Genomic DNA, 14,186 nt, shown 5'->3' on the forward strand with positions numbered 1-14,186 from the left:
TCTTTTTTTCTGATTTTACATCTTATTCCAAAGACTGCCTAATCATTATATCATATTTTCTGAACCTATTAGTAAAACTTCTTTAGCAGACAGTTCGTTTAGCTTATATTTTATAAAAGCAGATCAAGCAAAGATATAAAAAAGCTTGATTCCTATTTTGAATCAAGCTTTTAGTATCACTTTTTTATAAACCGTTTATTTCTTAACTTCAAGTAAATCGTCTCCGACTGCAGCCCTTCCTGAAGCAAGAGATTCAACTGAAGTATAATCTGCTGTATTTGTAACAATAAACATCGTTGTATTATCAAGGCCAGCTTCTGCAATTTGAGCGCTGTCAAACGTTCCGAGAACATCACCTTTTTTAACTTTTTGATCAGCCTTAACTTTTTGGTCAAAGCCTTTTCCTTCCATTGATACAGTATCAATACCAATATGAATCAGAATCTCTGCCCCTTTATCAGATTTAAGTCCGTAAGCATGACCTGTATCAAAAGCAATCTGGATAATCCCATCAGCAGGTGCATAAACAGTATTATCACTAGGCTTAATAGCAATACCTTTACCCATAGCTTCACTAGAAAAGACGGGATCATCGACAGATGATAGTGCTACTATCTCACCAGCAAGAGGAGCTGCAAGGATTTCATCGCTCACGGATACTTCACTTTTAGCAGCCTCATCAGATACTGCTGTCTTTATTTCTGCTTCCTCAATAGCTTCTTCTGCAACTGCTTCAGCTGTGAAAACATCAGCAGCTTTTGCTTTACCATAAGCATAAGTTACTGCAAAAGCGATTACAAAACTAAGCAATTCACAGACAACATAAAACGGAATTGAAGACGCTTTGATTGAGAGGAAACCAAGGAAACCTGCAGAACCAAGAGAAACAGCAATAATTTGAAGCAAGCCTGCAGTTGCCGCAGCAATAGCTGAGCCCACTAAAGCACAAAAGAATGGGAAGCGGTATTTTAAGTTAACCCCAAAAAGAGCTGGTTCTGTAATCCCAAGAAGTGCTGAAACTCCTGAAGAAGATGAAAGTCCCTTCATTTTTTTATCTTTTGTTAAGAAATAAATAGCAAAGGTTGCTGCTCCCTGAGCGACATTGGCCATTGAAGCCGTAACAAAGATAAAGTCACCATGTCCAGCTCCTCTTTGGAAGGCTGTAATAAGCTGAGTTTCAATAGCTGGAAAACTTTGATGAAGACCTGTCATAACAATTGGTGAATACAAGGCACCAAAAACTCCCATCCCTAGGAAACCAGAGGTATCATACAGCCATACAATACCATTTGTAATCCAATCAGAAACCTCTTTCATCACAGGACCTATAACAATAAAGGTCAAAAATCCAGTAATAATAACAGATAGCAAAGGTGTGAAAGTAAAGTCAACTGCTGAAGGCAATTTTTTATGGAAAAATTTTTCTAAAACAGACAGGATCCATACAGCTACTAAGACTGGAATGACTTGATAGGTATAGCTAGTCTGAGTTACATGCAAACCAAAGATATCCCAAAATCCTGTATAAGCTCCAATGGTTGCTGCTTTTGAAACAGGAGCATTAGCTGCTAAACCAATGATATTGGCTGTCCCAGGTGCAACCATAATCATACCGATCGAAGCACCTAAAAACTGGTTAGCTCCAAAACGTTTAGCCGCAGAAATACCAACTAAAATCGGTAAAAACCAAAAAGGTGCCGCAGACATTAATTGGATCATGTCAGATGCCCCTTTAATAGCTGGGAATTGCTGAACCAAAGATTTAGCACCAAACAGTCCTTCTGATGTTAAAAAGTTATTTAAGGCCATCAAAAGACCGCCAGCTACCAAGGCAGGAATAATAGGAACAAAGATATCAGATAAGAGTTTAATCAAAGCCATTATAGGATTAAATTTTTTCCCACTGGCTGCAATTTTTTTCAAATCATCTGTTGAAACTTCCTTTAAACCTGTTTGCTTAATTAACTCGGCATAGACGAAGTTGACATCACCAGGACCAATGATGACCTGATACTGGCCATCTGTTTTAAAAGTCCCTTTAACATCAGCATTTTTATCCAAGGCCTTCTGATCAACTTGGCTATCATCCTTTAAGACCAAACGCAGACGTGTCGCACAGTGTGCAGCAGCAACAAGATTTTCTTTACCGACAGCCGCAATAACGTCACTGGCTACTTTGCTATAATCCATTTGCAAAAAAACTCCTTTAATAATTTCTTGAAAGCGTTTTTTTAACTTTCTACGCCTTATATTTTATCATCTTTTTACAATATGTCAATCGTTTTGCAGATTTTTATTATTTTTATAGTAAACGTTTGCTTTTTAAGAAGAAAACGTTTACTATAATAAGAAATAAAATAATTAGGAGCTTATTATGAATTTACCTCAGGAACTGAGATACCGTCCCTATGAAGATTGGACTAAAGAAGAAATTAAAAATATCAGAGAAAATGTTGAACGTTCACCTTGGCATGCGACTTACCACATCGAACCCAAGACAGGTTTGCTCAATGATCCCAATGGCTTTTCTTATTATAAGGGAAAATTTCAGCTTTTTTACCAAAACTGGCCCTTTGGAGCAGCTCACGGTTTAAAATCATGGGTACATACCGAAAGCAAGGATCTTGTCCACTTTAAAGAAACAGGTATTATTCTCAAACCAGATAATCCTCATGACAGCCATGGCGCTTATTCAGGAAGCGCTTATGAAATAAATGATAAACTCTTTCTTTTTTATACTGGCAATGTTCGCGATAAAAACTGGATCCGCCACCCTTTGCAGATCGGTGCCTTTATGGATAAAAAAGGGCATATTACAAAATGCAAAAATGTTCTTATTGATCAGCCTGAAGATGTTAGCGAACATTTCCGTGATCCTCAAATCTTTAACTATAAAGGGCAATTTTATGCTATTGTTGGCGCCCAAAACCATGCTAAGCAAGGCTTTATCAAGCTCTATAAAGCTCTTAACAATGATGTACTGCATTGGCAGTTTGTTGGTGATTTAGACTTTGGCGGCAAGGCTTCTGAATATATGATCGAATGCCCAAACCTTGTATTTGTGGGGGACAAACCCGTCCTTTTATACAGTCCTCAAGGTCTCAGCAAGTCTGAACTGCACTATGATAATATCTACCCTAACGCCTATAAAATATGTCAATCGTTTGACACTCACACTCCGGCTCTTAAAGGCGCTTCTGATATTTTGAATTTAGACTTTGGTTTTGAATGCTATGCAACTCAAGGCTTTAATGCCCCTGATGGCCGTGTGCTGACCGTTTCTTGGATTGGCCTGCCAGATATTGACTATCCTACCGATCGATATGACTATCAAGGAGCCATGAGTTTGGTCAAAGAATTGCAAATAAAAAACGGAAAACTCTATCAATATCCAGTAGAAGCTGTCACTTCACTTCGTTCTTCTCAAGAAGACTTCACTTCCAAGAGTGAGACGAACAATTGTTATGAATTAGAGTTACAGTTCAAAGCCAACTCTAAGACTAAGCTGACTCTTTTTGCTGATGACAAAGGCAATGGTCTAACCATCCTTGTTGATACAAGCCAAGGAAAAATTCTTGTTGATCGCTCTAAGGCTGGCGAACAATATGCCCTTGAATTCGGAACAACACGTTCATGCACTATTGAAGCAAAAGCAACAAGTGCTAATATCTTTATTGATAAATCCATTTTTGAAATTTTTATCAATAAAGGCGAAAAAGTTTTTACAGGACGTGTTTTCCCGCAAATGAATCAAACCGGTATTATCATTAATTCTGGTGAGGCAACCGGTAAATATTATGAATTGAAATATTAAAATTATGGTTACAAAATTAACAGATGTTGCTAAACTTGCTGGCGTAAGCCCTACTACTGTCTCTCGTGTTCTTAATAAAAAGGGCTATCTGTCTGAAAAGACAATTGCTAAAGTAAATGCTGCGATTAAGACCTTAGGCTACAAACCCAATAATCTCGCCCGCAGCCTTCAAGGGAAATCTGCCAAATTGATTGGGCTTATCTTTCCTACTATTAGTCACATTTTTTATTCTGAACTCATTGAATATTTAGAAACTAAGTTGTTTAAACAAGGTTATGAAGTGATTATCTGCAACAGTCAAAACAATCCTAAAAAAGAACGAGACTATCTGGAAATGTTAGAAGCCAATCAAGTCGATGGCATCATCTCCAGCAGTCATAATTTAGGTATTGATGACTATGAAAAAATAGCTGCTCCGATAATTGCTTTTGACCGCAATTTAGCACCTCATATTCCTATTGTTTCTTCAGATAATTTTAAAGGCGGCAAACTTGCAGCAGAGACTCTGCAAAAAAGCCAGTGCTGCAAACCTCTTATGATTGCAGGAAATGATAATTCTAATTCTCCGACAGGATTGCGGCAGTTGGGTTTCCAGTCTGTTTTTAAAGACGCTCCTATTTTTCATCTTTCTGGAAATCTATCGGCTATTCGAAAAGAAATGGAAATCAAAATGATCCTCAAAAAGGAAAAACCTGATGCAATCTTCTTATCTGATGATCTCACTGCTATTTTAACCTTAAAAATTATCAAGGATTTAAAATTAAAAGTTCCTCAGGATATCAAAATAATAGGCTATGACGGGACTCACTTCGTGGAACATTTTTATCCCTTCCTGACAACAATTAAACAGCCTATTGAAGAAATTGCTGACCTTCTTGTTGATGTTTTACTCAAAAAAATTGACTGCCAAAAGATTCCCAAAGATTATATCCTTCCAGTCAGTCTTTTATCGGGCCAAAGCATCTAATACATTCACGTTTTTACAAACTAAAAATCAGAGTTTACCTACTTGATAGCAAAGGTTCAAAATGACAGCTAACCTTGCACAAGCAGATGATAAACTCTGATTTTTTAGTTACTGATAAATTGACTCAAGACACCATTGACCAAGCGAATCATTGCTTAAACAAAAATACTTTATAAAATTTGTACAGAAAACTGTTGCCTTTTCATAGCAAAAAAAGCCATCAAACGATGACTTTTTCAGTGAGCTCCTAAATTGGTCCTCTCCAGAGTATAGCTTTTCGTCACCCACTACAGTTGACAATGAGCTTTTTTACATAGCTACCAACTTACAAAGGTTAATGATTCGATAAAGGTTGTTGGGGATACCTCTGTTCACTGATAATCTTTATATTTTTACAAGATAAAGTAGAGAACCAAACAAGCTCAATAGAACATCTAGTCTTGTTCAATTAAGGAGTAATAACATTATATGAAAATGGCGAAATACCAGTAACAGCAAAGAGGATTCTCCATAATTTTATTAATATACTAAAGCCCCTATTAAAAACTATATCCAAAAATTTTAACCATTTCAATTACTTTAAATAATCTGGCAAACATAGGATAGGGTACACAGCTTATATTTATTTTAACTTTTTAACAAATATCTGGGTTAAATCTTCAGATAAGCTTATTGAGCTATAAATAGCCAATATATAGAACATTATAGTCTTCTCTCCCTTCCAAAATAGAAAGATCAAACACATAATAGCTATAAATATAACTGTTGAAATAAATTCAGCCTTTAAGAATTTTTTCACAATGTTAAAACCCATAAGTTGCTCCATATATTAAGCCACCTTTAATTCCGTATCCAACTCCTTTTAAGGCAGCACCTTGCCAAGTACCCGTTTGTACAGCCCCCTTAATAGCTCCTCCAAGAGCTCCAATACCGACAGCTGCAGCTGCACCTTCAATAGTAGCGAGTGCTTCGTTGTCCATCATTTCAAATTTATCAAATGCTTTAATCATAAAAACTCTTTTTTTAAATAATCTATCACATTTTATTATGACCGATTTATTTTTTGCGATTTTTTACTTTTAGAGTAGATACCGAATAGCAATAATCCAGTTCCTACTACACCTAGAACTTTCTGCCACAATTCTGGTGAATCAAACAGCAGATAAACTCCCCAAAGTGTAACGAAAAGAGTCAAAAATAATTTTAGTTTAACTGTCATACAAAGCCTTTCATATTTCTTTTTTAGTATTTTTGTCTGCTTGACCAACCGACAAGTAAATATTTTATACTATTATCTTATCATTTTAATTTACAGTTTTTGAAAATTCGCAAATACGAAAATAAGTTGCTATATAACTAAGGAACTGTAAAAGCGATTCTTAGAAAAGGTGCTTAAATTCTATATTAGTGCTCTAAAAAATAGGATAAAATATTTGCAGCCGCAAATATTGTAAATCCTATAACTGCTAGAATTTTTGAAATAGGCCACAGCACCCAAGCAAGCATAAAAGCAGCCGGCATAAGTACCAACGCTTGTCGTCTTTGATTTCCTTTTTTCATTTTCAAACTCGATTCATTCTTCAAAAGAATCTATCACCTTAAACAAGAGTAAAGAGTCGCACCAGTAGCTAAAGCTTGTGCTCCGAGATACATTGAAACAACTGGTACAGCGGATGATGCAAGTGCTCCGGCACCAGCTGCTAGCGAAGCTGCACCAGCACTTAAGCAGGCATCTCCCATTTTTCCACCCTCAATAGCAGAAAGGGTTTCCTTATTCATTACGTCAAATTGTTCAAATACTGGTGTATTCATAGTATAATACCTCTTTTTATTTTTAATGTTTTGTCTGCTTGGCCAAGCGACACCTAGTATACCTAAATTTTTAAAGCGTGCACGCTTATAGCCTAAATAGGCTCTATTTTACCCTGAATAGCCAAAATCTCAATTTATATTGGCCATTCAGGGTATCACCCTCCATTCTTAAAAATTTCTGGCATAATAGAAGCACGTTTATAAAAGAAAGGAAGAGATATGTTTTATAAATACGTTCCTCAGGTAGATGAGCGGGATTGTGGAGTTGCTGCTTTAGCTTCCCTTGCCAAGTATTACGGCTCAATTCCCTAGCCCATCTACGAGAACTAGCTAAAACGGACAGAGAAGGGACGACAGCACTAGGAATCATCGAAGCTGCTAAGTCTATTGGATTTGAGCAACGCAGTTCATACTTCTGCCTCTGAAAGGCACCTAATAGTTTCGTCCCATTTGCTAAAAGCGTCGTAATCCCTATAGGTGATTGGGAGGTTTGCTGAAAAAATATCACAACTCACCAGTTTTCTATTCTTATTGGTCTTAGATGCTCTATCCGGATAGAGAGCATGAGCAGCTCATTTGAATCTTCAGACATTAAGTTTCTTCTCCAAACAAGTCTTAAAGATTCCGGTTTAGCCGCAACACAAGCACTTAAAAACAACTTTGCTGCTTATATTTTTAATTATAACAAAAAGCCTCATAAAACTTATAATAAAAAGCGTTCAAACAACTCATTAGAAAGTGACTTATGAGACATCTTTCAATACCACAGAATGACTTGGAATAACAGACCAAAACATTAAAATTAGCTTTGTTTCTCATCACCAATCTCACATTGAAAGACAGCCAACCCTTTTGATTATCCTGCTCCGCCTTATCCTCATTACCAAGGCAAAATGATCACATACGACTGGCAGAAACCTTCTAAATCCCTCTACTTATTGAGCAAGCTGGGAGGCCAACGCTTCTCAAGCTCAAGAAACGACGCTTTCAGTGCAAAGACTGCAAAAGAGTGGTCGTTTCTGAAACAAATGTTGTCGAGAAAAACTGCCAGATTTCCACATCTATGATCTACCGAAAGCTCGACCTATTTAGCTTCAAAGAGAGTTATGACAAGCTGCCAGAAGTCATGTCTTGGGATGAGTTCAACTTTCAAAAAGGGTAGCTAGCTTTTATCGCTCAAGACTACCACTCTAAAAATATTATCGCCATCCTTGAGAACAGGCGTCAAACCACTATCCGCAACTACTTCCTCAAATACTCAATCAAGGCTAGACAGGCTGTCAGAGTGATCACCTTGGATATGTCTGGGGCTTATATCCCACTCGCTCGGAGACGATTTCCAAACGCAAAAATCGTACTTACTAGACCGTTTCCACATTATCCAACATCTCAACAGAGCCACAAACCGCACTCGCATCCAAATCATGAATCAGTTTGACCGCCAATCCCTGCCCTATCGGGCTATCAAATACTTTTGGAAATAACTAATAAACTTATCAAGGATATCAAACACCAGGGCTTTGGCTACCGCAATCCCCCCAACTTCAAGAAGCGCATTTTCCTAATCTTGAATATCAAAAAGAAGAGAACCAATCTGATTCTCTCTCGTACCTCCTTATAAATCACCCACTACAGTTGACAAGGAGCCTCATAAACTCTGATTTTTTAGTTAGTGATAAATTGACTCAAGACACCATTGACAAACTTACTGGATGTTTCATCAGAATACTTTTTAGAAATCTCAATGATTTCATTAAGTGCAACACGTTCAGGCGTTTCATTGTGATGCTTAATTTCATATAAACCTAAATGCAGCAAAGTCTTATCAATGAGCGTTAAACGCGAAACCGTCCAGCCTGATTTAAGATGCTTTGAAATATCTTCATCCAGTTCTGTCTGATAGTCAGTAACCCCCTTCATTAAATCAAGTAAAAATAAAGGGAGCTCTTTTTTTTCTTCTTCTTTGTCATAAAAATAAGCAAACTGCGCTGCTGTTAATATATCTCCACCAAACTCTAAAGCAAACAAAGCTTGGAAGGCACGTTCACGGAGATCTCGTCTAGAATCCGCAAATACATTAGTCATCAAGAAAGTCCTCATCAAATAAAGTTTTCAGATCAGGCTTTGGAGCTTTCTCAGGCACAATTCCAACTACATGGACATTAACCGCAGACAAAGTGACTTCTGCCATTTCATAAACAGCCGTTTTAACAGCTCGCTGAATTTCAATGGAAACAGCCGGTACACTGACGCCATATTGCAGGTAAACATAGATATCAGCATCTACCGTTCCATCTTCTTCAGTCTGCAGGTAAACGCCTCTTCCATGAGAAACTTTACTAAGACTGTCGGTTACTGTTTTATTATGAAGTGAATGTACTCCTTCAACCTTAGTTGTCGCAATACCAGTAATTACTTCCAGAACACGCGGAGAAATGACGATTTCTCCTATCATTTCATTTGCCATCGGACCATCCTTTCTAATCAACCCAACTGTGGACACAGAAGCTTAAGCTCGGGAAACGTAAGTTCCTTCGGCTGTATTAATAATTAACTTTTGACCAATTTCAATGAAATCCGGAACATTGACCACTAGCCCTGTTTCCATTGTAGCTGGTTTCCCTGAACCAGTTACAGTAGCACCTTTAATGGATGGCTGAGTTTCAGCTACCGTTAATTCCACTGTTGTCGGAACTGTTACACCAATAACTTCTGTTCCATAAAATTGAATTTTGACTTCTGAGTTTTCTAAAATATAAAATAACTCCTGCTCAATATTTGCTGTCGGAATTTCATATTGCTCATAATTTTCAGCATCCATAAAAAATGCTGTATCATCCATTTGATAAAGATAAGTTGCCGGGCGGGTTTCAATGATGGCTTGTTCAAATTTTTCTTCCGGACGATAAGTCGTATCAAAAGTTGAACCTGTACGAACGTCACGCAGTTTCATGCGCATAACTGTATTGCCTTTACCTGGTTTATGATGGCTTGCTTCAAGTACTTTTATTAATTTGCCATCTGCTGTTTCAAACGTCATACCCGCTTTAAGCTTACTTGCTTCAATCATCTTATGTATACCTCATTATAAAATATTATCATCTCATTCTATCACAATGTAGCAGTATTCTCAAATCTTTTCTTAGACTTTAGCAATAGTAAAAAGCTTCTATGCTATAATGAATAAAAAAGAAAGGCCAAAAATATGCGACAAGCTATCTATAATATAATTGACACTAAAAATAGTAACAATACTATTGGAAAATACTACAACGCCATTATGCTGCTGACAATTGGTTTAAGTTTACTCCCTCTCACAATTAAAGCGAATCACGAATGGAAGTATGATATTGACAATATCACTTCTTTTCTTTTTCTTATTGATTATCTACTAAGGTTTAGTACTGCAGATTTTCATCTAAAGAAAGGAAAAGCTTCATTTCTGTACTATCCTTTTACACCTCTTGCTCTTATTGATTTACTTTGTCTATCTCCTTCCCTTTTACTATGGAATAACAGTCTAAAATTATTAAAAATTATACGTCTCACACGGATGCTGCGGCTCTTTAAAATCATCCGATATTCCAAAAATATTACTATTATCCTTAATGTTTTAAAAAAGCAAAAAGACTCTTTAATCATTGTTGATGTCTTTGCCTTGGGTTATATCTTCTTATCAGCTCTGATTATTTTTAATGTTGAACCCAATACATTTCCAACTTTTTTTGATGCTCTTTACTGGGCAACAATTTCTCTAACTACTGTGGGCTATGGGGATATCTATGCCATTTCCGCTATCGGTAAACTTATTACCATGTTCTCTTCTCTCATTGGTATTGCTATTGTAGCTCTTCCAGCAGGTATTATTACTGCGGGTTACATGGAAGAAATTAGAAACCATAAATAAAAAACTTCTAGAATGCGAACTGCTCTCCTTCAGTTGGTTTTTATATCCAATTTTTGAGATCAGTGAATTCCAAAAGTTTTTTTCATTATTTTTATTTTTCACCTAATTTGACACTTGGGACAGCATGCTGTACATATTCTACCCCTTTTTGTTTCATGAGTTTGACTGCAAAAGGATGTGGACGGTAAGCTGTTTTATAGGTGATTTTATTAATTCCAGCCTGTAAAAGGGCTTTCGTGCAATTAATACAGGGAAAATGTGTCACATAAATTTCTGTATTATTGGTTGAAATACCTTCTTTAGCACACTGAATAAGGGCGTTCATCTCAGCATGTACTGTCCGGATACAGTGGCCATCTTCCATCTCATGCCCGACATCATCACAATTGTCTGTATCAGCTACCCCACCGTTATAACCTGTTGCAATAATGCGATTATTTTTAACTAATACGGCACCAACATAAGCACGATTACAGGTTGAACGTTTAGAGATTAGCTCAGCATTTGCCATAAAATAATCTTGCCAGGATAAACGTTTATTTGTCATCTTTTTCTTCCTTTTTTGCTATCTGAATATAACACTTCAAGCTTTGAGTCTGAAATCGAGCTTAAAGAGACCTTTGTTAACTAACCTGTACGAGTTAATAAACAGGAGCTGTCATTTATTAGCTAGTTTTTTTAGGAGGTATTGTCCTGTAAAACTTTCTGCTACTTGTGATACTTCTTCTGGTGTTCCTGTTGCGATAATCTTACCGCCGCCAACACCGCCTTCTGGCCCTAAATCAATAATATGATCAGCTGTCTTAATAACATCTAAATTATGCTCAATGACCAGTACAGTATTACCATCATCAACAAAACGCTCTAACACCTTTAACAATCTGGCAATATCATCTGTATGAAGACCAGTCGTTGGCTCATCAAGGATATAAAAACTCTTACCTGTAGAGCGTTTATGCAATTCAGACGCCAACTTCATCCGCTGCGCTTCTCCTCCTGACAGTGTCGTTGCTGGCTGCCCAAGAGTGACATAGCCAAGTCCAACATCTTTGATGGTCTGAATTTTACGGGCAATCTTTGGTATAGGCGCAAAAAACTCTGCTGCATCATTGACTGTCATATTTAGGATTTCAGCAATGTTTTTTTCCTTATAATGAACTTCTAATGTTTCACTATTGTAGCGAGTACCATGGCATACCTCACAAGGGACATAAACATCCGGCAAAAAATGCATCTCAATCTTTATAATACCATCTCCAGAACAGGCCTCACAGCGTCCTCCTTTAACATTAAAAGAGAAGCGTCCTTTTTTATAGCCTCGGATTTTAGCTTCATTTGTCTGTGCAAATAAATCCCGAATATCATCAAAAACACCAGTATAAGTGGCTGGATTAGATCGCGGTGTCCGTCCAATCGGACTTTGATCAATGTCAATAAGACGATCAATATGTTCAACACCTGAAATAGAGCCATACTTCCCAGGCTTTTCAGAATTACGGTTAAGTTTCTGAGCAATGACTTTCTTAAGAATACTATTAACTAAAGTAGATTTACCAGAACCTGACACGCCAGTAACTACAGTAAACTTTCCTAAGGGAAACTTTATATTGATGTTTTGCAGGTTGTTCTCAGCAGCTCCCTTAAGTTCTAGAAAGCGGCCGCTGCCTTTGCGGCGTTCAAGCGGGACAGGAATTGCTTTTTTGCCTGATAAATACTGACCTGTGATTGATTTCTTATTTTTAGCAACCTGTTTAGGTGTTCCCGAAGCAATAATTTCACCGCCAAAAGCCCCAGCACCGGGACCGACATCAACGAGCCAATCCGCTTCCATCATAGTATCTTCATCATGCTCTACAACAATCAGTGTATTTCCCAAATCACGCATCTTTTTTAAACTTGAAATCAGACGGTCATTGTCTCTTTGATGAAGGCCAATTGAAGGCTCATCTAAAATATAGAGAACACCGCTCAAATTAGAACCAATCTGAGTCGCCAGACGAATCCGCTGACTTTCTCCTCCAGACAAGGTTCCAGCCGAACGCGATAAGGTGAGGTAGTTCAGTCCTACATTATTTAAAAACGTTAAACGATCCTTAATTTCCTTTAGAATAGGCTTGGCGATAATTTCTTCATTTTGCTTCAGTTGCAGTTGTGAGACTAATTCCAAATGATCGGCTATAGACAAATCAGATATTTGGCCGATATGAAGGCCTTTTTGCCCACCTACTCGAACAGATAAAGCCTGATCATTAAGACGATAGCCATGACAGCTAACACAGGTTAATTCATTCATATAAGCACGCATAACATTGCGTGTGAAATCGCTGTTTGTTTCATGATAGCGGCGGTTGATATTGCTGATAATCCCTTCAAAAGGAATATCAATATCACGAACACCGCCGAATTCATTTTCATAATGAAAATGAAATTCTTTTCCATCTGATCCGTATAAAATTAAATGTTTAGCCTCATCTGATAAATCCTGCCAAGGCGTATCCATATCAACACCAAATGCCTCCATAGCTTGTTCTAACATTTTCGGATAATACTGAGATGAAATAGGATTCCAAGGAGCTAGTGCGCCTTCTCTTAAAGTCTGCGAAGTATCTGGAATGACTAAATCCAGATCCACTTCCAATTTAATCCCCAAACCATCGCAAGTTGGGCAAGAACCAAAGGGAGCATTGAAGGAAAAGAGCCGCGGCTCTAACTCTGGTACCGTAAAACCACAGATAGGGCAGGAATAATGTTCTGAAAAGATCATCTCCTTATCATCCATAGTATCGATGATAACATAGCCTTCTCCCAAGCGCAAAGCTGCTTCAATCGAATCAAACAGTCGGCCTCTAATACCTTCTTTTTGTACTAAACGATCAACGACAACCTCAATGTTATGCATCTTACTTTTGGATAGTTCGGGAACTTCCGCTAGGTCAATAATATCTCCATCTACCCGCACACGAACATAGCCATCTTTTTGAATACGATCAAACACCGCCTTATGCTGTCCTTTTTTCCGACGGACAACTGGGGCTAAGATCTGCATACGTGTTCGTTCAGGCAGAGTTAAAACCTGATCTACAATCTGCTCAACTGAAGAGGCTGTAATCGCTCCATGTCCGTTTTTGCAATAAGGAACACCCACACGCGCATACAAAAGCCTCAGATAATCATTGATTTCTGTGACTGTCCCAACGGTTGAACGTGGGTTCTTACTAGTAGTCTTTTGGTCAATAGAGATAGCAGGGCTAAGACCATCAATCGAATCAACATCGGGCTTTTCCATATTTCCTAAAAACTGCCTCGCATAAGCCGACAAACTCTCAACATAGCGCCTTTGACCCTCGGCATAAATCGTATCAAAAGCTAAACTGGATTTGCCAGATCCTGACAAACCTGTCACAACGACCAATTTATCACGCGGAATTTCAACATCAATATTTTTTAAATTATGAGCACGCGCTCCATGAATAACTAATTTATCCTGCATAATTATGATACAAAAAACTAAACGCAAAGGGAAAATAAAAGATTGGCGGTGTACTTGCAGACAAGAAAAGCCTTCTTTTTTCGCACAGCATTTAGTTCATGTGTATTTCCTTTCTATGACACAAAACCATGAAACACCAAAGCAGGGCTCGCTAGGGCTCAAAAAAGTTTCCTTTTACCTGCAGTGTTTGGGCTGT

At 37.7% G+C, this 14,186-nt stretch carries 12 protein-coding genes and 2 pseudogenes; 5 read left to right on the plus strand and 9 right to left on the minus strand.

Annotated features, from left to right (window positions below):
• Window positions 1–195 precede the first annotated feature (195 nt).
• A complete protein-coding gene (locus STRMA_RS06125) occupies window positions 196–2,190 on the minus strand; it encodes a sucrose-specific PTS transporter subunit IIBC (RefSeq protein ID WP_003080132.1) in 1,995 nt (664 codons plus the stop codon).
• A 184-nt stretch (window positions 2,191–2,374) separates the two neighbouring features.
• On the opposite strand from STRMA_RS06125, the gene STRMA_RS06130 reads away from it, so the two are divergent.
• Window positions 2,375–3,814 carry a sucrose-6-phosphate hydrolase gene (locus tag STRMA_RS06130; protein ID WP_003082410.1) on the plus strand — a complete coding sequence of 480 codons (1,440 nt, stop codon included), beginning with the start codon at window positions 2,375–2,377 and terminating at the stop codon, window positions 3,812–3,814.
• 4 nt (window positions 3,815–3,818) lie between these two features.
• Window positions 3,819–4,781 (plus strand): LacI family DNA-binding transcriptional regulator, encoded by a 963-nt coding sequence (locus STRMA_RS06135; RefSeq protein WP_003080060.1) that lies wholly within the window; start codon window positions 3,819–3,821, stop codon window positions 4,779–4,781.
• An 803-nt stretch (window positions 4,782–5,584) separates the two neighbouring features.
• On the opposite strand, the gene STRMA_RS06145 is transcribed toward STRMA_RS06135, so the two are convergent.
• The 3 genes from STRMA_RS06145 to STRMA_RS06155 form a co-directional block, all read right to left on the minus strand.
• Window positions 5,585–5,791 carry a hypothetical protein gene (locus STRMA_RS06145; RefSeq protein ID WP_003080571.1) on the minus strand — a complete coding sequence of 69 codons (207 nt, stop codon included), beginning with the start codon at window positions 5,789–5,791 and terminating at the stop codon, window positions 5,585–5,587.
• Between the two features lie 394 nt (window positions 5,792–6,185).
• Entirely contained in the window at window positions 6,186–6,341 is a 156-nt protein-coding gene (locus STRMA_RS09790; RefSeq protein WP_172459286.1) for a hypothetical protein, read from the minus strand.
• Between the two features lie 33 nt (window positions 6,342–6,374).
• Complete coding sequence (locus STRMA_RS06155; RefSeq protein ID WP_003081761.1) at window positions 6,375–6,593, minus strand: bacteriocin class II family protein; 219 nt, start codon at window positions 6,591–6,593, stop codon at window positions 6,375–6,377.
• A gap of 219 nt (window positions 6,594–6,812) precedes the next feature.
• Here STRMA_RS06155 and STRMA_RS09510 point away from each other — a divergent pair.
• Window positions 6,813–7,000: pseudogene (locus tag STRMA_RS09510) on the plus strand (cysteine peptidase family C39 domain-containing protein); the annotation flags it as partial.
• Window positions 7,001–7,388: 388 nt separating this feature from the next.
• A pseudogene (locus STRMA_RS09515) lies at window positions 7,389–8,074 on the plus strand (transposase); the annotation flags it as partial.
• A gap of 184 nt (window positions 8,075–8,258) precedes the next feature.
• Here STRMA_RS09515 and nusB read toward each other — a convergent pair.
• From nusB to efp, 3 genes are read right to left on the minus strand one after another with little or no spacing between them, the layout of a single operon-like run.
• Window positions 8,259–8,678 carry a transcription antitermination factor NusB gene (gene nusB, locus STRMA_RS06170; RefSeq protein ID WP_003082177.1) on the minus strand — a complete coding sequence of 140 codons (420 nt, stop codon included), beginning with the start codon at window positions 8,676–8,678 and terminating at the stop codon, window positions 8,259–8,261.
• Window positions 8,671–9,060 carry an Asp23/Gls24 family envelope stress response protein gene (locus STRMA_RS06175; RefSeq protein ID WP_003081072.1) on the minus strand — a complete coding sequence of 130 codons (390 nt, stop codon included), beginning with the start codon at window positions 9,058–9,060 and terminating at the stop codon, window positions 8,671–8,673. Before STRMA_RS06175 ends, nusB begins: the two co-directional genes overlap by 8 nt.
• Window positions 9,061–9,102: 42 nt before the next feature.
• Window positions 9,103–9,663: an elongation factor P gene (gene efp, locus STRMA_RS06180; RefSeq protein ID WP_003078674.1), complete on the minus strand. Its 561-nt coding sequence runs from the start codon at window positions 9,661–9,663 to the stop codon at window positions 9,103–9,105.
• 135 nt (window positions 9,664–9,798) lie between these two features.
• Here efp and STRMA_RS06185 point away from each other — a divergent pair, with 135 nt between their 5' ends.
• On the plus strand, window positions 9,799–10,500 hold the full coding sequence (locus tag STRMA_RS06185; protein ID WP_003079796.1) for a potassium channel family protein: 702 nt from the start codon (window positions 9,799–9,801) through the stop codon (window positions 10,498–10,500).
• A 91-nt stretch (window positions 10,501–10,591) separates the two neighbouring features.
• Here the strand turns inward: STRMA_RS06185 and STRMA_RS06190 are convergent, their stop codons facing one another.
• A complete protein-coding gene (locus STRMA_RS06190) occupies window positions 10,592–11,047 on the minus strand; it encodes a deoxycytidylate deaminase (protein WP_003081791.1) in 456 nt (151 codons plus the stop codon).
• A 111-nt stretch (window positions 11,048–11,158) separates the two neighbouring features.
• Window positions 11,159–13,990 carry an excinuclease ABC subunit UvrA gene (uvrA, locus tag STRMA_RS06195; protein ID WP_003080338.1) on the minus strand — a complete coding sequence of 944 codons (2,832 nt, stop codon included), beginning with the start codon at window positions 13,988–13,990 and terminating at the stop codon, window positions 11,159–11,161.
• Window positions 13,991–14,186: the final 196 nt, after the last annotated feature.

Origin of the sequence: Streptococcus macacae NCTC 11558, assembly GCF_000187995.2 — a bacterium.
Lineage (GTDB): Bacteria > Bacillota > Bacilli > Lactobacillales > Streptococcaceae > Streptococcus > Streptococcus macacae.